A 20,728-nucleotide genomic window follows, 5' to 3' on the forward strand; every position below is an offset into this window, starting at 1 on the left:
TCGCGAGTCTCCGGGTGTCAAATATACTTGACGCCGGGATCATGACGGAAGAAAAATGGCGAGCCGGTGACGTCTGTCAAAGTTTGGATGGCAGAGGAGGGCGTAATAGGCGCTCCGCGCCAGCGTCCCTTCTCTTTCGAGGCCTGCGGTATGAATATGTCTTTCCGGTTGCCCATGGCACTACAGGGGCACGAGCACGAACGGTTCGAGATTGGCGAGCAGGACGATGAATCGTTTGCGGCGCGTCAGATCGACTTCATTTGCGCGCTTTACGGGCGGGCCGAATACCTCCGGGCATGCGGTCGCGAGAACCCGATCGGAGACGCGTTCCTGGCCGGTTTGGTGAACGTGCTCGAAGCGCTCGAGCTCAACTCCCCGGACGACGCACAAGGGTGTCTGGCGAGGCTGCAGCAGATCATCGACGCCGTGTTCGCGTGTCGCGTCCGGACGGCCGAGCCGAGCGCGCCGAACGTCTGAGAGGCGTCGAGAACCGTATTACCTGATGCCGAACATGCGCGCGTCGTTTCGCTTGAGGACGCGATGACATTCGCACGCACGATGCTCGATCGCGGCGCGATCAAGTATCGTGATCAGGCCGGGGCGATAACGGATTGCCCCGTCAGCCTCCAGTCTCCGCAACTCCCCGGATGCAAGCGCGCCGTTGACCCCGAGGACGCCCGGAAACACTTTCCTGCTGACCTGGACGGTATCGGAATCCAGTCGGTCGAGCGTTTGCAGAAGCCAACGGCAGAGTTGCTCCAGCGGTGAGTGATGATGTCCGCACACGGCGATCTGCGACATCTGGGCGAGCAGGGCCTGCGTGTAACGGAGCAGCAGTCGCTGGAAATTGCCCGCACGTGAGAATTCGCGCCTGGCGACCTCGGCATCGAGCCGGTAGGCGTACCCCGCCTCTTGTACGATCACACGATTCGACGCACGCGGCTCGCCGATACACGCGGGCAATCCGACGAGCCCGTCGTTGCCCACCATCGCGAGGCCGACCGGTGTGCCGGTCTTCGTGGAATGGAAAATGACGCACGCTGCCGTGGTGGGCAGATAAACCTGATTAAGGATTTCGCCCTGCCTGTGCAGGACTTGCCCGAGCGCGAGCTCCACGGGCACCAGATGCGGTACGAGCCGGTCTAGTTCACCGTCCGACAGGGCCGCCAGCAACCTGTTGGCCGAGGGCGCCGCGTCGGATGCGTGATTTTCGGCAGGACCGCAGTGAACCGACGGTGTGCCGCGCGCCACGCGGGCAACGAGTTCGAGGTGCTGCTGGATCAGCGTCTCGCGGTTCTTTTCCGGCAGAAGACTGAGCACCGCGGAGCGGACGTCGTCGTGGCCAAGTGCATCCAGGATGCGCAGTTTGGACAGCGTGCCCAGGTCACTCTTGCCCGTGCGCCATGCCGAGATTTGCGCGCGGGTGAGGGCGAGCGCTTCGGCGAGCCGGGCGTCGCTGTGGTAGCTGCCCAGCTTCTTTACTTCGTCGAATAATGCATACCAGTCGTGCACGATGTTCAGCCTGCGACGCAGTCCTGTCGAGATGGCAACAGGGGATCGGATCAGGCGCACATTTATAGCATAAATGGCGCATCGATCCTTGATCTCGCGGCAGGATTCTGCTGGACCGGACGATTCCCGCGTGTGACGGCGCGCACTCGACCGTACCGGATTGGAATGAAGGCAGGGTCACGTGATGCCCGTGCGCGGCCGGCTGTCTTCCGAGCGGGCGAATGCCGCCTGGAGTACGGGGTGCACGTCGGTGCGCCAGCGCTCGCCGGTAAAGAGCCCGTAGTGATCGCAATCGTCGATGTCGGCGCGTTGCCGCGCATCCGCTGCGAGACCGCTGCACATGGCCAGCGCGGCATGCGTCTGGCCCGCACCGGTGACTGCATCGCACTTGCCTTCGACGGTCAGCAACACGATCGAGCGCAACGCGGCGGGCTCGACCCGCTGGCCGTGAACGTGCCACGTTCCATTCGCCAGGCACGTTCGCTGGAAAACGATGTCGACCGTATCGAGGAAATACTCGGCGGGCATGTCGAGGAGCGTCAGGTATTCCCGCAGCGCCCGGCGTGCGCTTGCGAGTTCGTCCGTGGCGCCGCTCGACGCCGCGCGCCGATAGCGATCGACCAGCGCCATGTAGCGTTGCGGATAGGTGACCGCGATCTCGGCACGCTGCAGATAGGCGGGAAATACCTGTCGCCCGTATCCGGCGAAGCCGTGCGGCACCGTATCGATCAGCGTGGCGCGACACCAGGCGAGCGAGTGCGAGCGGGCCGCGGTGCCGAGCGCGCTCGGGTTGATGCGAGCATCGAGGGGGCCGCCGATCAACGTCAGGCTCGCCGGCAGCGCGACATCGCGTTGCGCGCGCAGTGCGATGGCGCCGAGCGACGGAAACGTCGCCTGGCACACCGCGACGACGTGCATCGGCCGGGCGTCGGCCACCAGGGTATCGATGAAGCGGTCGAGCATCGACACGTATTCGTCGAGGCCGAATCGGCCCGCGTCGCACGGCACGTCGCGCGCATCGATCCAGTCGGTGATGCACACGTCACCGTCGACAAGCAGGGTCTCGACCGTCTCCCGCATCATCACGGCCGCATGGCCGGCCAGCGGCACGCAGAGCAGGATCACGCGTCGCGCGCCTGCGCGCGCGAAGCGGCGCAACGTGCAAAACGGCGTGCGCGCGACGATCGACTCGTCGACGTCGGCGCGACGGCCGTCCACGTCGACCGAATCGATGGCGAACCGTGGTGCGTCGGCCTGGACGTCGAGCAGAGGTTCAACCAGGTCGGCGTAGCACGACGCCGCGGCATCGGGCCAAAGACCGCGTGTGAACCGCGCCGCCGCGCTCCACGTCCGCAACCATTGCCGTTGTCGTTCGATCAGGTCATACCACATGACGCACGGGCGGAAAACCGCCGGGAATTCGGACAAACCTACTGTCGCCGGATCGTGCGGCGACGGGTTGACCTGCATCAGTGTCGCGCCGATCGCGGGTGCATAAGCTGGTCTACGCATCAAGGACGGATGCACACGGACGGAGTCGAACATGGACGCATCTCGACGCATGCTCGTCGTTTTCTATTCGCGCAGTGAAACGACGGCGGCGATTGCACACCAGCTTGCCGCCGAGCTTGGCGCGGATTGCGAGCGGCTGCGGGAAGCCGACGATCGGCGGCGGACGGGGGCCATCGGCTTCCTGCGTTCGCTCGTGGACGTGATCCGCGACCGTGCCGTGGACCTGCGGCCGACGATCTGTTCGCCGTCGGCATACGATGCGGTCGTGATAGGCACGCCGGTCTGGGCGGGCCGCGCATCGACGCCGGTTTCGACCTGGCTGGCGCGGCACGGGAGCGAACTGCGCGCGACCGCATTCTTTTGCACGATGGGCCGGCGCGGCGACCTGACGGCATTCGGGCAGATGCAGGCACTGGCGCGGCAAGCGCCGCTCGCGACTTGCGCGATTTCCGGGCGCGATATCGGTCGCGGCCTGGCCGCCCGAAAGCTCGCGCGTTTTGCGCGGTCGATCGCCCGCCGGCTTGCCGCCGGCGAACGGCACACGAGCGCGGAGCAGGCAACGTGACGGCGCGGTCGGGGGGCGAGCGCGACTACGATCATGTGCTGGTCGGCGGCGGCATCGCCGGCGTGTCCGCCGCGCATGCGTTGCGGCGCGAAGATCCGTTCGCTCGTATCGCGATCCTGTGCGGCGAACACGTGCTTCCGTATCAGAGACAGCCGCTGACGAAGGAATTCCTCGCGGGAAACGTTGCCCCGGCGGCAATCGCGATCCACCCGGCAGGGTTCTACGAGATGCGCAGGATCGACCTGCATCTGGGCGCAAGGGTTGCGTCGGTCGACTGCGGTACGCACGTCGTCAGGCTGGAGGATGGCGCCCCGATACGGTACGGCAAGCTGCTGATCGCGACCGGTGCGGCGCCGCGACGCCTGACGGTCCCGGGGGCAACGCTGGCGGGCATCGGTCACCTTCACGATCTCGACGACGCGCTTGCGCTTCGCGACAACGCCGCCCGGCACCGACGCCTGCTGGTCTTGGGCGGGGGCTTCACGGGTATCGAGGCGGCGGCCACGCTGCGCGAGCGCGGTCTGGAGGTCACGCTTGTCGAACGCTGCGAGCGGCTGTTGCCGCAACTGAATTCCGCTCGACTGTCCGATCACTTTGCCGGGTTGTGTGCGACACACGGTGTCGACGTTCGAACCGGAACGACGGTGGAGCGCTTCATCGGCACGCAATCGGTCGAGGCCGCCGTGCTCGCCGACGGCTGCGTCATCCAATGCGACCTCGTCGTGGTTGCCGTGGGCGTCGAGCCGAACTGCGGGTTTCTCGCAGGCAGCGGCATCGCGACAGCGGATGGCGTGCTTGTCGACGAATGCCTGCAAGCGTCGGACCCGGATGTCCACGCCGCCGGCGACGTCGCGCGGTTTCGCGATCCTGTATTCGGCGTGCAGAGGCGTATCGAGCATTGGGACAACGCGGTGCGCCAGGGGCGCCTTGCCGCCAGGAACATGCGCGGCGCGCGCCTGCCTTATCGCGATGTGTCGATTTTCTACGGAAATGTATTCGATGTGCCGTACAACTTCCTCGGCAACGCTGCCGATGCGACCGAAGTCGTCGAACAGGGCCGGTTCCCGCATGCTCCGTATTCGTTGCTCTATCTGAGACATCATGTCCTGCGTGCGGTGTTCTCGATCGGTGTGCGCGCGGACGAAATGACCGCTGCCGAGGAGACGATCCGCCATCGGGTCAATCTCGGCGCGCAAGTCGAGGCCGCGACGCACGGCGGATTGCGGCTGCGCGAGCTGCCTGCGCAAACGGTCCTGATCCTGCAGGGCGGCGGTGCGCTCGGCGCATTCGAAAGCGGCGCGATCGCCGCGCTCGAGGCGCGGGGCGTTCGTCCGGATGTGGTCGCGGCCGTGTCGATCGGCGCGTTCAACGGCGCGATCGCCGCGAGCCATCCCGGGCATGCGGCCGAAGCACTCGACGCATTCTGGCGCGAATTGTCGATAAGGAGTCCGGTGGGTGTTCCATCGTGCGCCTATGCGGAACATGCGTTGCTCGCGTGGCACGTCGCGCTGTTCGGCGTTCCGAATTTCCTGCGGCCACATTGGTGGCCTGACGGGATTCCGCCGCCCGGGCTTGCTCCGTGGTGGACGAGTTGCTACGACACCCAACCAATGCTCGCGCTGCTGCGCCGCCATGTCGATTTCGATGCCCTGGCGGGCAGCGCCACGCGCCTGCTGCTCGGAGCCGTGGACGTGGAAAGCGGGGAGCGGCGCATCTTCGACAGCTATGTCGATCGCATCACGCCCGAGCATTTGCTCGCCAGCGGCAGCCTGCCGCCCGCGATGCCATGGACGCAAATCGATGGTCGTGCTTACTGGGATGGCGGCATCATCAGCAACTCGCCGCTCGATCTCGTGATCGAACGATGCGGGCGGATAGCAGGGCGCGTGTTCGTCGTCGATCTGTTTTCCGGGTCGCGCCCGTTACCGTCGAACCTGCTCGAGGTCATGTTGCGGCGCGACGAGATCGTCTACGCCGATCGGGTTCGCAACGACCTGCGGTTCGAGGAAAACGCGAACGATTTTCGCGATCTCGTCGAACGTATCACCAGCCGGCTCGATCCCGAAACGGCGGCGCGCATGCGACAACTCCCGGAATACATACGGCTGATGGGGAATCGTGCGCCCGTTCGGGTCTTCCGGATCGCGCTGGATCGCCTCGCCGGAGGCCGGGATACGTTCGCGCGCGACTTCGATTTTTCCGATACATCGATTGCGACGCTGTTCGAGCTCGGCCGCACCGCGGCGCTCGGGGTGCTCGCATCCGATGCGACGGAACCGCTCGGAGGCGCCGCCGGCCACCCTGGTCGAGCGAGGCCACCAGCGCCTTGAACGCCTTCCACTCCACGGCGAGGAGGACTTCGACGCTCGCGTGGCCCAGTGTGCGCATGTCGGTGGAAATTTCGAAGGCGGTGTCCAGATCCGGGGCGGTGAAAATGTCGAGATAGTCTTGGGAACCCACCAATGCGAAATTGTGCAGCCATTCGATCTGACCGCACGTTTTCTACAATCGGCGGACGGCGTGATGCTCGAGCTCGGCCAGTTTCTACGGCCTCCTGACTGCGTCCGGCGACAGGCGTGTGAGCATGACAAAGGCGGGCATGGCGAATCCTCGGCGTGTCGCTCTGCACAGGAGCCGGGAATGGGCGGCGATCACGCGACCGACGAAGTGCGTGCCGGACGTCGGCCGGACGAACACGATGGTCCCATCCCTTGGCCGAACCACGGAATCTCGGCACCGAGCGACGCGACATACCGTGTCCAGCCCCCAGGGTTGTCGGCGAACAGCCACGCGCATACGGGCTCGGCGAGCGCATCGCGGTCGAGCGGTTCGTCGAGCAATAGTTGCGGCCACAGGCAGTACGCGTGGAGGACCGCGCGCGTGAACTCGCGCACGGTCATGTGCGCGAACACCTGGTTCAGCAGTGGGATGTCCGCGAGCATCGGCTGCGCGGCAAGTAGCGAATCGAGCGTCCTGTCATCCGGTTCGTATTCGAGCACGCAACTGAGCGTTCGCAGAATGCTGCCGAGGTGCACGAGCAAGGCGCGGCGAGCTTCGGTTTCGTTTGGCATGGGTGGCGTCCGGAGTGGCGGAACGGATAGCTCCGCGTGTTCCCTTGAAATCTATGAGCGATATCGCGCGCGAACGTTGATGGAAGTCAAGCGCGGTAGTCAGGGTCCGTCCGGAAATCGGCCGTCGCGGCATTGGCCGCGCATGCGCCGCCGCCCGTGCCGTCAGCAAGGCGCCGCGTCGTTTCCGATCGGTGCCATGTGCGCCGCAGCCAGTATCGCGACGGCCTTGTCGTCGTCCATCTGCGAAAACGCTCGATAGAGCGCGCCGACCGAGAAGGCTTCGTCGGACTGCTCGATGCACACCACGTCGTCGGCATAGGGGCGGACTTCACATGGCGCACGCAACTTGCGCACGAGCACGGCGTCGAGAGCGCCATGCAGGTGCGTTGCTGCGCGCTTGCGCGAAATCCGGTTGTTGAAGTCGGGGCACGGTCGAGCCGGCGGCCGTACCGATCATCTTCGAACCCCATGTGGCGATCAAAGCCGTTCGAGCCGTGCGAGGATCTCGTCGGTCCGGCGCAGCAGCGTGCTGTTCCGCTCGGCCGTCTGCCTGACGGTATTCAGTCTTGCGCGCCAGTACGCGGGGTCGGTTACGGATGTCTGCGTATGGAAGCAGGATCGGGTCCGCTCCAGCAGCCGAATGGATCCCTCGATGTGTGAAAGCTCGCGTTCGACGTCGCAGTACCAGTTCATGCGTGGTCTCCATTGCATTCGTTGACTCATGTTGGATTCCCGCTGTCCGTCGCGTGTTGATTTCACGCAATGCATCGAATTCGTCTGCTTTTTCGACGACTGAAAAACGATTCGCGGTATTGGGTCGAGCGTTTTTGACGCCGCACCGGGCGACGTGAAATTCGACGCGAAGACCTGACAAACAATCCGGCCCGGTTTCGCGAGACATGCGCATCGGTGTTTCAACGGCATTGCGTCAGACGAATCGGGGAACGTTTCGATCGCGCGCCGGCCGGATGACCTGCATCAACAACGATTGCCCGGCAGGAGCGAATATTGACGTTCTCGCATGTCGATCCCGACCGCGATCGACATGTTCCGTGCCGTCTGCGTCTTCACGTTCATGATACGGAAACCATCATGCTCGCCTCGTTTACGAACACGTCAAATCGTCAGATCATTTCGCGCTCCGAAGCATCGACGCTGAACATGTCGGCTGCCACACATCACCAGCATCACCCGGTCGACGCCGATGGCGACTGGCTGCTGAGTCCCCACGAAATCGCGATCCTGATGGTGCTCGCCAGCGAGCCGCGGCGCCAGCAGGGCGATCCCGCCGATCTGCGCTGCCTCGTCGATCGCGGCCTCGTTCGACTGGGTGCGGCGTCGCTCGACGAGGCGCCCGCCTGCCTGTCGGCCGACGGTCGTCAGATGGTGTTGCGACTCGCCAGACGCGATCGCGTCTGGCAACGGAAAAATGTTGACGTCACGATTGCGTGGCGCGCGATCGCGTCGGAGACATTGGCCGGGATGGCTCACCACGCCGCGCGCTGACCTGTATCAATTCCACGCGGTGCAGCGGGAATTACCGTTGTTTTCATCGATCGCAGACAGGAGTCGATGGTCATGAAAAGCGACAGCGAGCTGAAGAAGGACGTCGAGCAGGAGCTCGAGTGGGACCCGTCATTCAATGCGGTGCGCATCGGTGTGGAAGTGCACGAACGCATCGTGACGTTGACCGGACATGTCGGCAGCTATCTGGAAAAAGTCGCGGTGCGCAAGGCCGTCGAGCGTATCGAAGGCGTGCGCGGCATCGTGCTGGAACTCGGGGTGCAAACCGACGATGGCAAGCGTCGCTCGGACGAGGACATCGCCATCGCGGCACGCTCGCTCCTGAAGTGGGATGCGGGACTTGGCGAGCAGGCCGTGCAGGTGACGGTCGAGAACGGGTGCGTGACGCTGTCGGGCGAGGTGATGTGGAGTTACCAGATGCAGGAGGCGGAGCGGGCTGTCGAGCGGCTGCGCGGCGTCACCCGGATCATCAACGAGATTCATGTCCGGCCGCACCCGACACATTCCGACATCGCCGGCAAGATCCAGGCGGCCTTGATTCGGCATGCAACGGAAGAGGCTGCACACGTCGGCATTACCGTCCAGGATGGTTGCGTGACGTTGACCGGTCAGGTGGGCTCGCTGAGTGAGCGGCGGCTTGCCTTCGATGCCGCGTGGTCGGCGCCGGGCGTGCGCGACGTAGTCGATCAACTTACCGTTGCATGATGATCCGGGCGGCGGCGGACCTCGATCGAGCGTCCGCCTCGCCCCGGCCGGGAGAACGAACATGAATGCCGCGATGCTTTGTACCCGCGATGTCGCCATGTGTTCGGCACGGGCAACCGTCGTCGAGGCGGCGGAAATGATGCGCGACGCGCACGCCGGCGATCTGATCGTCGTGCGCGAACAGGAGGGGCGATGCGTGCCGGTCGGTATGGTGACCGATCGCGACATCGTGCTGACGGTGGTCAGCCCCGATGCGGAAGCCGGCTCGCTGTTCGTCGGTGACATCATGTCGACGCCTGTCGCAATCGCGAACGCCGACGACGACATCTGGCTGCTTGCGAAGCGGATGCGCCAGCACGGCGTCCGACGATTGCCGGTCGTCGGCGGCGACGGCGAGCTGATCGGCATTGTCTCGCTCGACGATCTGCTGCGCGCGGCCGCGGCGCTGCTCGACGAGTTGCGGCTCGTGGCGGCCCGCCAACCGTATTTCGAGGAGAAGCAGCGTGGCTGATTCGGTCGGTTCCCGCTCCCGTCGCGCCGCGCATGATGCGGCGGCGGTCTCGATGCCGGTGCGATGTGCCCTTCGGGCGCGCGCAATCCCATGACACGCGGCCGGCATACCGGCCCGCGCACCTGGATGCGCCGGTGGCTCGGTGCAATCGGTTTCTGCCTGCTGCTGTCGAGCGCGACGACGTGGCTCGGCGCGATCCACGACCATCCTGTGAGCCCCGGTGTCGTGGCCGGCATGAACGCGCCGGAATGCGGGCGCGTGGGTGCTCGGCCGGCCGGATCGATGCTGACGACGCCGATTCCCGAACAGGACGTCTGCCTGTCGCTGTTCGTTTATCGCGCGTCGTATCCCGATGCCGCGAGCGACGTCGCGTCATACCGCACGTGGATCCTGCAGCAGCGGGTCGGTGAATTCTGGCAATTGTTCGGCTATGTGCTTCTGTTGTGGGCGGCGGTCCTGGGCCTTGTCGCCGGGCCGATATGGATCTTCATGCGGCGGGCCGGATATCGCCATCGCGGCTCGCGGCGCGGCCGATGATGGACGCGGCATGCGTTCGCACGGCAAAAGGAGAGGAACGATCATGACGATTTCCGGTGAACTGAACGACGCGGACTGGACCGTGGCGATCGAAACGGTTGGCGTCGCGACCGGCGGCTACCGCTGCCGTGTCCACGTGACGGTCCGCTCACCCGATTGCAGGTGCGAGCATGTCTTTCCACACCATCGGGTATTCGCGACTGAGCGCGAGGCAGCGCTGGAGGGGCTGCGCAGCGGAATGACATGGGTGGAAATGAAGAAATCGGACACGTTCACGTACTGACCGGCGGCGCTGCATGTGAACCGGCGAGCACGGTGGCACGAACGCTGCGCGTGCGGCACGACCTGGAGCCTGCAAATGCCGGGGCGCCGGCATCCCGCCGGGCGGCGGGCATGCGTTGATCCCGGTCAAAGCCGCGCGGGACGGCCTCAATACGATGGATCGCATCTCTGCACAGAAATGACGACCATGAACAGGCTCAGTCGCGCATGCCGTGTGCTCGTGCTGTGCGCGGCGGCCTGCTGCGTGCCGACGCAGCAGGCGCATGCGCAGCATGCACGCCACGTCCCCCGCCAGGATGTCCACGGCAGGGATTTCCACGGGCGGGACTTTCGCCACTTCGCGCCGACGGAGCGTGCGCGGTGGCGGGGCGGTCGATGGGTCCAGGACTGGCACGGCGGGCGTTACGCGTGGTGGTGGATCGTCGACGGCTACTGGTACATCTATCCTGAACCGATGTATCCGTACCCGACCTACATTCCGCCGGCGATCGTCGTTCAGCGGCCGCCGCCGACCCCGGCCCGGCTGCCGCCGGCACGCGCGTGGTACTACTGCAACGACCCGCGCGGATACTATCCATATGTCGCGTCATGCAATGGCGTGTGGACCGCGGTTCCGTCGAGTCCGGACGCGGCGTCGCAATGACGGAAGCGACGCTCGTTCGAAACGAGGCGGCCGCGTACCGGCTGCTCGATTGCGTGCGAGCGACGCGGGAGGGCACATGATGAACGGATCCTGGCCGGACGCTGACGTCGACGACGTGTTGCTGACGGATTGGTATGAACTGACGATGATGCAGGCCGCGTTCGATGCCGGAATGAACGACATGGCCAGCTTCGAGTTCTTCGTCAGGGCGTTGCCCGAGCATCGGGCATTCCTGATGGCGGCGGGGCTGGCGCCCGTCCTCGACTATCTGTCGGGTCTGCGCTTTACGGCCGCCACCCTCGAGCGACTGGCCGCGACCGGGCGCTTGCGAGCGGATTTCCTTGCGTCGCTCGCCGGCTTCCGCTTTACGGGCGCGGTCGACGCGATGCCGGAAGGCACGGTGTTCTTCGCCGACGAACCGATCCTGCGGATCACGGCGCCGCTTCGCGAGGCGCAGTTCGTCGAGAGCCGCGTGATGAACCTGCTCCATTACGCAACGCTGGTTGCGAGCAAGGCCGCACGCGCTGCGCTCGTCGCGCATGGCAGGTTGCTGGTCGACTTCGGCATGCGGCGCGCGCATGGCGCGGAGGCGGCGATGCTGTCCGCGCGGGCCAGCTACCTGGCGGGTTTCGCCGGCACGGCGACCCTGCTCGCGGGGTTGCGCTACGACATTCCCGTGTACGGCACGATGGCGCATTCATACGTCCAGGCGCACGACGACGAAGCGCTCGCGTTCGAGCACTTTGCGAGATCGCAGCCGGATAACGCGTTACTGCTGATCGATACGTACGATACGGAGCGCGCGGCGCACAAGGTCGTTGAACTCGCGCGGCGCCTTGCGTCCGATAACGTGCGCATCAAGGGCGTCCGGATCGACAGCGGCGATCTGGCGGCGCACGCGCGCAACGTGCGCGCGATTCTCGATCATGGCGGCCTGACGGAAGCGACGATCTTCGCGAGCGGCAATCTCGATGAAATCCGGCTGCGAGAGCTTGTCCATCAGCATGCGCCAATCGACGGTTTCGGAATCGGCACACAGATGAGTACGTCGGCGGATGCACCGTGCCTCGACTGCGCGTACAAGCTCGTCGAGTATGCGGGCCGGGCGCGCTGCAAGCGATCCGAGGGCAAGGCCACGCTACCCGGCCGCAAGCAGGTGTTCCGGCAATACGACCGGGACGGCCGAATCGCCGCCGACAGCCTCGGACTCGACGGCGAGCGCAGCGACGGAATGCCGCTGTTGCGGCCCGTCATGATCGGCGGATCGCGACTCGCGGCCCCCACGCTCGGCGAGAGCCGCATTCATGCAATGCGCGAACTGTCCGCGCTGCCCGATTCGATGCAGGCGCTGGCGCCCGTCATGCCGATGCAGGCGGCGATTTCTCCGGCGCTGGCGACACTCGTCGCGCAGGAGAATGCCAGGCTGGACGCGTACGCGAGGCAGCAAGCGGCATGAACGATGCACGTATCCCGGCCGGCCGCGCGATCACGCTGAGCGACAAGGTGGTCGCATTGCGCGCGCCCTCGGCCTGGCCGGACGGCACGAGATCGGTCGAGGCGGTGGAGACGCACATGTCATGGGTATTCCTGACGGACCGGTACGCGTGGAAACTCAAGAAGCCCGTACGCGCGCCGCAACTCGATTTTCGAACGCTGGCCGCTCGCTATCGCTTCTGTTGCGAGGAGGTGCGTTTGAACCGTCGTCTTGCCGCCGATGTCTATCTCGATGTGGTGCCGCTCGTCGTCGACGCCCACGGTTGCCTGCGCGCGGACGGGCCCGGAGAAATCGTCGACTGGCTGGTCAGGATGCGGCGCCTGCCGGCCGCACGCATGCTCGACCGCGCGTTGTCGCGCGGCATGGCTACGGCAGACGATGCATATCGCATCGCGGTTCGCCTGAGCGCGTTCTACCATGCCCTGGCACCCGCGCGAATCGACGGTGCGGCGTATCGGGAAGCGCTGCGTCGCACGATCGACACCAATGAACGCGCGTTGTGCAAGCCGCTCGCGGGCCAGTCCGCCGATACCGTGCGGGCACTCTGCGCGCGGCAGCGATCGTTGCTCGTGTGCGAAGCCGCGCGCTTCGACCTGCGTGTGAGACAGGGGCATGTCGTCGAAGGGCACGGCGATCTGCGTCCCGAACACGTCTGCATCGACGATCCGGTCGCGATCATCGATTGCCTCGAATTCTGCAGACGACTGAGAATCCAGGATGCGGCGGACGAGGTCGGCTTTCTCGCGCTCGAATGCGAGCGTCTCGGCGCAGCGGGTTTCGCGGACACCCTGATCAACGCCTACCACTCGGCGAGCGGCGACGATGTCGATGACGGATGCGTGCATTTCTACCAGAGCTGCCGGGCCATGACGCGCGCGCGGCTTGCCGTGTGGCACCTGCGCGAGCCCGAATTCAGAGCGACGCCGGTCTGGCGCGATCGCGCGAGCACGTATATCGCACTCGCCCGGCGGCACGCCGACGGCTGCGAGCGCACGTGGGTGGCAAGCCACGTCAGCGCCGCAACAGGTCGGTGAGCGAGCCGCCGCGATGGATACGCGCAATCGCCTCGGCAAACAGCGGAGCGCTGTCGAGCACCGCGAGCTTGTCCTTGAGCGGCCCGGCCGGCACGCGCCAGGGCGGCACCGTGTCGGTCACGGCGACGCCGGCGAGCGCATCGCCGCCGAGCAGTACGGGCGCGTCATCAAAGAACATCCCATGCGTCGCGACCGCGTAGACGGATTGTGCGCCGAGCGTGCGGCAATCCTCGGCCGTGCGGGCCAATGTCGTCCCGGTACCGATCAGGTCGTCGACGATGACGGCGCAACGGCCGGCGACCTCGCCGACGATCGGCTTGGGCGTCACGATGCCGCCGCTGCGCAGCTTGCCGGCGAATGCCGCGTCGACCGGGCGCCCGATGCGCGTTTCCAGCCTCGCACGGAAATCCTCGGCCCGTCGCACGCCGCCTGCGTCGGGCGATACGACCACGACCGGCCGTTCGCCGGCTTGCGAGGCGAACCATTCGACCAGCATGCCGTTCGCCTCGAGATGCTCCGTCGGGCAGCGAAACGCGTTCTGGAACGCTGCGATGTTGTGGATGTCGATCGCGACGACACGATCGACACCCACTGCTTCGAGCAACATGGCGACATAGCGCGTGGATACCGGATCGCGCGGCTGAGACCGGCGGTCCTTGCGCGAGTAGCACAGGTAGGGCGTGACCGCGCAGACGCGTGCGGCCGACGCGTCCTTCAACGCACCGATGAAAAGCAGCAATCGGCACAGCTTGTCGTTGACGGAAATGCCTGGCTCTCCGTGCAGCGACTGAACGACGTAGACGTCGTGTCCGCGCACGCTGGCAAGCGCGCGCGTTTTGTGTTCACCGTCCTCGAACGGACGTTCCTCGTGCGCGGCGAGCGTGACGCCGAGACGGGCTGCGATTCGTTCGCCGAACGCGCGACACGAGGCGAACGCAAACAGGCTGAAAGGGAGTCGTTCCATGGCATGGCTACCTCGATTCATGCAGTCATCGATCGTCGCGCATCATGACGCACTTTGACGTGTTCAACGGTGATGCGGACGGCATCTGTTCGCTTCATCAGCTCCGGCTCGAGATGCCGGCCGAGTCGGTGCTCGTGACGGGGCCCAAGCGCGACATCGCGCTGCTCGCGCGCGTGTCGGCCGCCCGAGGCGACATCGTCACCGTGCTGGACGTTTCGCTCGACGTGAACCGCGCGGCGCTCGATGCGCTGCTGGCGCGCGGGGTCGATGTCGACTATTTCGATCACCACATGCCCGGCGCCGTGCCCGACCATCCGCGCCTTCACGCGCATGTCGACACGGCGCCGGACACCTGTACGAGTGTCATCGTCGACCGGTACCTGGCGGGCCGGCAGCGAATCTGGGCGGTGGTCGGCGCGTACGGCGACAATCTCGTCGGCGTGGCCGGCAGGCTCGCCGCCGCTTGCGGCCTGACCGACGCCGATGCCTACCGTCTGCAGGTGCTCGGCGAATCCGTCAATTACAACGGTTACGGCGATTGCCCGGACGACCTCTTCATGGCACCGCTGGCCGTATACACGGCGGTGCGGCCATATGCGGACCCGCTCGAGTTCGCGAAGTCGCCGCTTGCGCGGCGGCTCGACGCCAACCGGCGACGCGATATCGCGCGTGCGGCGCGACAGCGCGCGAACATCGCGCTGCCGGGAGCGGACGTCTATATCCTTCCCGACACGCGCTGGGCGCGTCGCGTGCGCGGCGTTTTCGCCAATCGGCTCGCGCGTGGCGACGCGACACGCGCTCACGCGGTGCTGACGGTGTCGGCCTCGGGCGGGTACATCGTCAGCGTTCGCGCGCCCGTCTCCGCACCGTACGGCGCCGATCGTCTGTGTCGCGCATTTCCGGGGGGCGGCGGCCGGGAAGGGGCGGCCGGCATCAACGGGCTCGCGCCCGAGCGCCTCGACGCGTTCGTCGCGGCGCTGGCGAACGCGTACCCCGCCGCGTGAGCCGACGCAGGCACGCTCGTCGGTGCGGCACGGCATGGCCGGAACGAGTGTCATCGGGATGCTCCTGAACGGTGGCCGTTGCGCGGAAAGACTCGCTGCAATCGTGGCGCCGCGCAATGCGGGGCGGTTGATGCATGTCAAGCGTGCCGGCCGCTCCGCCCGGGAAGATGAACCGCCATCACCGGCGGGGAGAGGGGTCGTGGAGCACCATGCGGAGGTATTGCGGGGCGGGCGCTGGACGCTGCCCGTGCCGGGCTGGCGGGATCTCGCCGCGATGCTGATCGTGGTCGGTTTCCTGTTGCTGGCCGGCATCTCGGCGCGCCAGATGGCCGGCCCGCTGGCGGTGGCGCATCCGCCGGCCATTTCGCTGTCGCCCGCGGCGCTGCCCGGCTACACGCTGCGCACCGTCGCGCGCATGTTCGCGGCATTGCTCGCGTCGATCGTGTTCACGTTCGTCTACGCGACCGCGGCGGCGCGCAGCCGTCGCGCCGAGCGCGTGCTGATCCCGCTGCTCGACGTGTTGCAGTCGGTGCCGATCCTCGGCTACCTATCGTTTACGGTGCTGTTTTTCCTGTCGCTGTTTCCGGGGCGGATCCTCGGCGCCGAGTGCGCGGCGATCTTCGCGATCTTCACCAGCCAGGCGTGGAACATGACGTTCAGCTTCTATCAGGCGCTGCGCACGGTGCCGCTCGATCTCGACGAGGCCAGTCGCAGCTTCCGGTTGTCCGCATGGCAGCGCTTCTGGCGCCTCGACGTGCCGTTCGCGATGCCGGGACTCGTCTGGAACGCAATGATGTCGATGTCGGGCGGCTGGTTTTTCGTGGTCGCATCCGAGGCGATCGCGGTCGGCAACCTGCACGTCGACCTGCCGGGCGTCGGCGCCTACGTCGCGCAGGCGATCGCGAACCGCGACCTCGCTGCCGTGGGCTGGGCGATCGTCGCGATGAGCGTCGCGATCGTCCTGTACGACCAGTTGCTGTTCAGGCCGCTGGTCGCATGGTCGGAACGGTTCCGCTATGGCGATGCCGCGCCCACGGTCGCGTCGCGCAGCTGGATGCTCGACCTGTTCCACCGATCGAGATGGATGGGCCGTGCGAGCGGCCCGGTCCGGGCGCTGCTGCGCCGTGCGGCGCGCGCGCGGCTGCGCGGGTTCATGTCGGCATGGCGCGACCGGATCGTGCTGCCGCGACGCACGGGCGACGTGCTCTGGTTCGCGCTGTGCGGCGCGGGATGCGCGTATGCGGCGTATGAACTGTTCCGGCTCGGCCGCGCGACGCTCACCTGGACGGACCTGCGCGTCGTCGCAAGCGAAGGAGGGCTCACGTTCGTCCGCGTGACGGTGCTGGTCACCCTCGCGTCGATGATCTGGGTGCCGATCGGCATCGCGATCGGCCTCCGGCCGGGCGTGGCCGCCCGCATGCAGCCGGTCACGCAGTTCCTCGCCGCGTTTCCGGCCAACCTGCTGTTTCCGGTCGCGGTGTTCGCGATCGTGCGCCTGCGGCTCCAACCCGACATCTGGCTGTGCCCGCTGATGATATTGGGCGCGCAATGGTATGTGCTGTTCAACGTGATTGCGGGGGCGAGCGCATTCCCGGCCGACCTGCGCGAAGCGGCCGCATGCTTCCGCGTGCGGCCGGCGACCTGGTGGCGACACGTCATGCTGCCGGGCGTCCTGCCGTACTTCGTGACGGGCGCGATTACCGCGTCGGGCGGCGCATGGAACGCGAGCATCGTCGCCGAGGCCGTGAGCTGGGGCAGCACACGCCTGGATGCCGGCGGACTCGGCGCCTATATCGCGCGGATGACCGACGCCGGCGACTATCCGCGCATCGCGCTCGGCGTCGCCGTGATGTCGCTGCTCGTGATCGCGACCAACCGGCTCGTGTGGCGCCCGATGTACGCGTTCGCGGAGCGCCGCACACGGCTCGATTGAGCCCTCGATCGATCATTTACTCACGGGAGACCCGCGTGCCGAACCTCAGCGAATGCACGGAAGGGAACGTCGCGAGCGCGGCTGCGCCGACTTTGGAGGAGACGGCCGTCGTGCTCGAGATGCGCGCCGTATGCAAGTCGTTCACGAAGCCGTCCGGCGAACCGCTGCACGTGCTGGCCGATATCGACCTCGCGTTGCATGAAGGCGAGATCCTGGGGCTGCTGGGCCGCTCGGGCTCGGGCAAATCCACCCTGCTGAGGATCGCCGGCGGGCTCGTCAAGCCCTCGTCCGGCGCGGTGACCTATCGCGGTGCACCGCTCGCCGGTCCGACCGACGGCATCGCAGTGGTATTCCAGACCTTCGCGCTGTACCCGTGGCTGACCGTCATCGAAAACGTCGAGCTTGGTCTCGACGCGCAGGGCCTGGCGTCAGAGGACGCACGCGCACGCGCGGCCGCCGCGATCGAGCTGATCGGTCTCGACGGGTTCGAATCGGCGTTTCCCCGCGAGCTGTCGGGCGGCATGCGTCAGCGGGTGGGGTTCGCCCGCGCGCTCGTCAGCGAACCCGTGCTGATGTTGATGGACGAGCCGTTCTCGGCGCTCGACGTGCTGACCGCGGAAACGCTGCGCACCGATTTTCTCGACCTGTGGGACGCGCACCAGCTGTCGATCCGGTCGGTGCTGATGGTGACGCATAACATCGAGGAAGCCGTGCTCATGTGCGATCGCATTCTGGTGCTCGGCGCTGGTCCGGCGCACATCGAGGCGACGCTGAACGTGCCGCTGCCGCGTCCGCGCAGTCGGCACGATCCGGCCGTTCAGGCGATCGTCGGCAGGATCTATGCGACGCTGACCGCACGCATCACCGACGCGACGGCGGGCCGGGCGGCGACGGGCAGTGCGCTGGCCATGAAGCTGCCCGACGTGTCGAGCCACCATCTCGCCGGATTCGTCGACGCGCTCGCGGCCGCGCCGTACGACGGCCATGCGGAGCTCGGCACGATTGCATCGGCGCTCGCGCTGCGGACCGACGCGCTGTATTCGACGGCGGCCGCGCTTCATCTGCTCGCGTTTGCCGAATGGCACGACCAGACCATCCGGCTGAGTGCCGCGGGCCATGTGTTCGCGCAAAGCGACGACGATGCGCGGCGGCGTCTGTTCAGCGAACATCTCGTCCGGTTCGTGCCGCTCGCCGCGCATATCGACGAAGTGCTGGGCGAACGCGAAGGGCATCGCGCGCCGCGCGAGCGTTTCGAGCTCGAACTCGAGGATCATCTCGATCCGCGCAGCGCGGACCAGGCGCTGCGGGTCGTGACCGACTGGGGCCGCTACGCGGGACTGTTCGACTACGACGACCATACCCGGACGTTCGGCCGCTGACCGTTCGGGCCGCACGTCGGCTACGTGCTTGATCGGCATCAAGCGTCGCGCGGCGGCGCGTGCGACGCTGGAAGAACCGTCGACGCGACCGCGTCGATCCGGCAGACAAGCTCCGCAACTCGCCATCAATGACCGTTCACGGGAGGACTGACCATGAACTGGCTTTCCGAATACTTCGCCCAGCGCACGAGCCCGCTGTCGCTTTCGCTCTGGGCTCATCCGCCGCTCGCGCTCGGGCCCGACGGCCCGATCTGTCGCGAGCCTTACCGCCTGCCGTATCCGGGTGTTGAACTCGTTTTCACGCCGGCGGAGGCGGTCGAGCGCGGCGGGAAGACCTACACGCTGCCGGCGCGTTACGACTCACGGGGGCTGCTTGCCGCGCGCAGCACGGCGCACGACGAGGCCGCGTCGTTCTTCCGCGAGGTGACGATTTTCGCGCCATCGCAGTTCAATCGCGACTTCGTCGTGACGGTCAATGGCGAATTTTCCTTCGTGCCGACGTTCTGGCAGGACGGGTCGCCCGGTTTTTCGGGCGTCTGCGTGCCTGCGGGGAGCGGTCGCACGACAGGCGAGAGAGCCGGCCCGCCGTGGCTGTTTCAGGGATATCTCAGCATCTAGTTCGCGCCATCGGCGGGATCGACGGGAACACGCGTCACGCGCGCTCGTCCGCGCGTTTTCGCCAGAAGGCGAGGCACACGAGCGCGCCGAGCATGCCGCCGAGATGTGCGAAATGCGCGACGCCGCTCGTGTCGCCGCTGAGCCCGGACAGCAATTCGGTCAACGCATAACCGGTCGCGAAGAGCCATGCGGGCATCGGTACCGGCGGAAACAGCAGCACGACGCGCCGTTTCGGAAACAGCACGGCGTAGGCGATCAGCGCGCCGAACACGCCGGCCGACGCACCGACGGTCGGCGCGTCGCTGGGCGGCAGCGCGCGGATCACCGCGAGCTGCGTGATCGCGCCGGCCAGCACACTCGCCAGATAGAGCGCGAGAAAGCGCGCACGCCCGAGCACGCGTTCGACGTCGCGACCGAACATGTAGAGCCCGAACATGTTGAACGCGATGTGGGCGAGACTGGCATGCAGCACGCTGTAGGTCAGCAACTGCCAGACGTGGAAGTCCGGTGTTGCCGGCGCGCCCGGTCGTGCGGGCGGCCATAGCGCGAACTGGTCGATGAGCACCGGCCAGCCGCTCGCCTCGGCGATGAACACGGCGACGTTCACCAGAATCAACGCGAAGGTCATGGCGACGGAATCCGAGGAGAGATGTGGCGTTGCCGGCCAGCGGTGCGGCCGGATCCAGTTTTCACGATATACCGTCACGTTAGCGATGCCGCGTGCATGGCCGTTGCGGCAGATCATGGACGTCGCCAGTTGCAGCTTTCCGGCCGAACCGGATTGCCTCAAAGCCGTCAGCCGTCGACGGCGAGCCGCAGGTTGACGTGCGTCAAGGCCGCCCGGGGCGCCGCGCTTACCCTGAACTCGGGAAACATGCGTCGCCGCGCGGCGGTGCGCATGCGTATCGTCCACGCAAAGGGCAACGGGAGCCTCATCATGCACATCGGAAGAATCAGTACCCAACCGGTCGAATCGTGCACGGCCGAATGCAGTGCGTTTGAACTGGCCGATCGCATGCGGCACGCGCATGTCGGCGACATCGTCGTGATCGAGTACCGCAATGGCGAAGCCATTCCGATCGGCCTGGTCACCGATCGCGACCTGGTGATCGAAGTGATGGCCCGAGGCGACGATCCGGGCGACGTGACGGCAGGCCAGATCATGTCGCGCGGTCTCGTCGTCGTGTCAGACACGGACGAGATTGGCGTGGCGCTCGAGGAGATGCGCCGCTCGGGCATCCGGAGGCTGCCGGTCGTCGACGATGCCGGCCGCCTCGCGGGCATCGTGACGCTCGACGATATCGTCGAGCATCTCGCGGGGCTGCTCGGCGGTGTCGCCGAAGTCGGCAAGCTGCAGCAGATCGAGGAGCAGCGTTTCCGCGCGTGACGCTGCGGCGCCGGGAGGGGCGGCGCCCGGCGAGGCCGGGCTGCTTGCCCGA

Annotated in this window: 23 protein-coding genes and 1 pseudogene; 16 read left to right on the top strand and 8 right to left on the bottom strand. The window is 66.5% G+C overall.

Features of this window, described 5'->3' with window-relative positions; translation table 11 throughout:
• Window positions 1–156 precede the first annotated feature (156 nt).
• On the top strand, window positions 157–477 hold the full coding sequence (locus tag WI26_RS27970) for a hypothetical protein (RefSeq protein ID WP_236849379.1): 321 nt from the start codon (window positions 157–159) through the stop codon (window positions 475–477).
• Between the two features lie 18 nt (window positions 478–495).
• Here the strand turns inward: WI26_RS27970 and WI26_RS27975 are convergent, their stop codons facing one another.
• The gene (locus tag WI26_RS27975; protein WP_059951745.1) at window positions 496–1,512 is read right to left on the bottom strand and encodes a Crp/Fnr family transcriptional regulator; all 1,017 of its coding nucleotides are present in this window, start codon (window positions 1,510–1,512) and stop codon (window positions 496–498) included.
• Between the two features lie 177 nt (window positions 1,513–1,689).
• Complete coding sequence (gene phaZ, locus WI26_RS27980; RefSeq protein WP_069228341.1) at window positions 1,690–2,904, bottom strand: polyhydroxyalkanoate depolymerase; 1,215 nt, start codon at window positions 2,902–2,904, stop codon at window positions 1,690–1,692.
• A 151-nt stretch (window positions 2,905–3,055) separates the two neighbouring features.
• Between phaZ and WI26_RS27985 the strand changes: the two genes are divergently transcribed.
• The gene (locus tag WI26_RS27985) at window positions 3,056–3,589 is read left to right on the top strand and encodes a flavodoxin family protein (RefSeq protein ID WP_069228013.1); all 534 of its coding nucleotides are present in this window, start codon (window positions 3,056–3,058) and stop codon (window positions 3,587–3,589) included.
• Window positions 3,586–5,919: an FAD-dependent oxidoreductase gene (locus WI26_RS27990; protein WP_069228014.1), complete on the top strand. Its 2,334-nt coding sequence runs from the start codon at window positions 3,586–3,588 to the stop codon at window positions 5,917–5,919. The genes WI26_RS27985 and WI26_RS27990 overlap by 4 nt, the downstream gene beginning before the upstream one ends.
• 46 nt (window positions 5,920–5,965) lie before the next feature.
• Here WI26_RS27990 and WI26_RS33165 read toward each other — a convergent pair.
• The 4 genes and pseudogenes from WI26_RS33165 to WI26_RS28005 form a co-directional block, all read right to left on the bottom strand.
• Window positions 5,966–6,049, bottom strand: a pseudogene (locus tag WI26_RS33165) (GYD family protein); the annotation flags it as partial.
• A 191-nt stretch (window positions 6,050–6,240) separates the two neighbouring features.
• Complete coding sequence (locus tag WI26_RS27995) at window positions 6,241–6,660, bottom strand: hypothetical protein (protein WP_059540685.1); 420 nt, start codon at window positions 6,658–6,660, stop codon at window positions 6,241–6,243.
• Window positions 6,661–6,822: 162 nt separating this feature from the next.
• On the bottom strand, window positions 6,823–7,020 hold the full coding sequence (locus WI26_RS28000) for a hypothetical protein (protein ID WP_038442345.1): 198 nt from the start codon (window positions 7,018–7,020) through the stop codon (window positions 6,823–6,825).
• 117 nt (window positions 7,021–7,137) lie between these two features.
• Complete coding sequence (locus tag WI26_RS28005) at window positions 7,138–7,353, bottom strand: hypothetical protein (RefSeq protein ID WP_012464858.1); 216 nt, start codon at window positions 7,351–7,353, stop codon at window positions 7,138–7,140.
• A gap of 399 nt (window positions 7,354–7,752) precedes the next feature.
• Between WI26_RS28005 and WI26_RS28010 the strand changes: the two genes are divergently transcribed.
• From WI26_RS28010 to WI26_RS28045, 8 genes are all read left to right on the top strand, one after another.
• Window positions 7,753–8,166, top strand: coding sequence for a hypothetical protein (locus WI26_RS28010; protein ID WP_069228015.1), 414 nt, complete (start codon window positions 7,753–7,755; stop codon window positions 8,164–8,166).
• 72 nt (window positions 8,167–8,238) lie between these two features.
• The gene (locus WI26_RS28015) at window positions 8,239–8,889 is read left to right on the top strand and encodes a BON domain-containing protein (RefSeq protein WP_069228342.1); all 651 of its coding nucleotides are present in this window, start codon (window positions 8,239–8,241) and stop codon (window positions 8,887–8,889) included.
• Window positions 8,890–8,950: 61 nt separating this feature from the next.
• Window positions 8,951–9,400: a CBS domain-containing protein gene (locus tag WI26_RS28020; protein ID WP_069228016.1), complete on the top strand. Its 450-nt coding sequence runs from the start codon at window positions 8,951–8,953 to the stop codon at window positions 9,398–9,400.
• Window positions 9,401–9,490: 90 nt separating this feature from the next.
• Window positions 9,491–9,937, top strand: a complete 447-nt coding sequence (locus WI26_RS28025; protein ID WP_069228017.1) for a hypothetical protein — start codon at window positions 9,491–9,493, stop codon at window positions 9,935–9,937.
• Window positions 9,938–9,980: 43 nt separating this feature from the next.
• A complete protein-coding gene (locus tag WI26_RS28030; RefSeq protein ID WP_059505006.1) occupies window positions 9,981–10,220 on the top strand; it encodes a hypothetical protein in 240 nt (79 codons plus the stop codon).
• A 186-nt stretch (window positions 10,221–10,406) separates the two neighbouring features.
• Window positions 10,407–10,862, top strand: a complete 456-nt coding sequence (locus WI26_RS28035; RefSeq protein ID WP_069228343.1) for a hypothetical protein — start codon at window positions 10,407–10,409, stop codon at window positions 10,860–10,862.
• 79 nt (window positions 10,863–10,941) lie between these two features.
• Window positions 10,942–12,318 (top strand): nicotinate phosphoribosyltransferase, encoded by a 1,377-nt coding sequence (locus WI26_RS28040; protein ID WP_069228344.1) that lies wholly within the window; start codon window positions 10,942–10,944, stop codon window positions 12,316–12,318.
• Window positions 12,315–13,391, top strand: coding sequence for a hypothetical protein (locus WI26_RS28045; RefSeq protein ID WP_069228018.1), 1,077 nt, complete (start codon window positions 12,315–12,317; stop codon window positions 13,389–13,391). The genes WI26_RS28040 and WI26_RS28045 overlap by 4 nt, the downstream gene beginning before the upstream one ends.
• Here WI26_RS28045 and WI26_RS28050 read toward each other — a convergent pair.
• Window positions 13,369–14,355 (bottom strand): ribose-phosphate diphosphokinase, encoded by a 987-nt coding sequence (locus WI26_RS28050; RefSeq protein ID WP_196480954.1) that lies wholly within the window; start codon window positions 14,353–14,355, stop codon window positions 13,369–13,371. The two genes, WI26_RS28045 and WI26_RS28050, sit on opposite strands and share 23 nt — an antisense overlap.
• A gap of 44 nt (window positions 14,356–14,399) precedes the next feature.
• Here WI26_RS28050 and WI26_RS28055 point away from each other — a divergent pair, with 44 nt between their 5' ends.
• The 4 genes from WI26_RS28055 to WI26_RS28070 all read left to right on the top strand — a co-directional run bounded on the left by WI26_RS28055 (window position 14,400) and on the right by WI26_RS28070 (window position 19,289).
• Window positions 14,400–15,359: an acetyltransferase gene (locus tag WI26_RS28055; RefSeq protein WP_069228019.1), complete on the top strand. Its 960-nt coding sequence runs from the start codon at window positions 14,400–14,402 to the stop codon at window positions 15,357–15,359.
• A 199-nt stretch (window positions 15,360–15,558) separates the two neighbouring features.
• Window positions 15,559–17,292, top strand: coding sequence for an ABC transporter permease (locus tag WI26_RS28060; protein WP_069228020.1), 1,734 nt, complete (start codon window positions 15,559–15,561; stop codon window positions 17,290–17,292).
• Between the two features lie 119 nt (window positions 17,293–17,411).
• Window positions 17,412–18,671, top strand: coding sequence for a nitrate/sulfonate/bicarbonate ABC transporter ATP-binding protein (locus WI26_RS28065; protein ID WP_069228345.1), 1,260 nt, complete (start codon window positions 17,412–17,414; stop codon window positions 18,669–18,671).
• A 153-nt stretch (window positions 18,672–18,824) separates the two neighbouring features.
• Window positions 18,825–19,289, top strand: coding sequence for a hypothetical protein (locus WI26_RS28070; protein ID WP_059504998.1), 465 nt, complete (start codon window positions 18,825–18,827; stop codon window positions 19,287–19,289).
• Between the two features lie 34 nt (window positions 19,290–19,323).
• Here the strand turns inward: WI26_RS28070 and WI26_RS28075 are convergent, their stop codons facing one another.
• Window positions 19,324–19,917, bottom strand: coding sequence for a rhomboid family intramembrane serine protease (locus tag WI26_RS28075; RefSeq protein WP_069228346.1), 594 nt, complete (start codon window positions 19,915–19,917; stop codon window positions 19,324–19,326).
• A gap of 309 nt (window positions 19,918–20,226) precedes the next feature.
• Here WI26_RS28075 and WI26_RS28080 point away from each other — a divergent pair, with 309 nt between their 5' ends.
• A complete protein-coding gene (locus WI26_RS28080) occupies window positions 20,227–20,676 on the top strand; it encodes a CBS domain-containing protein (RefSeq protein ID WP_009690614.1) in 450 nt (149 codons plus the stop codon).
• The last annotated feature ends 52 nt before the right edge of the window (window positions 20,677–20,728 follow it).

The sequence above is a fragment of the Burkholderia diffusa genome, assembly GCF_001718315.1.
GTDB classification, from domain to species: Bacteria; Pseudomonadota; Gammaproteobacteria; order Burkholderiales; family Burkholderiaceae; genus Burkholderia; species Burkholderia diffusa_B.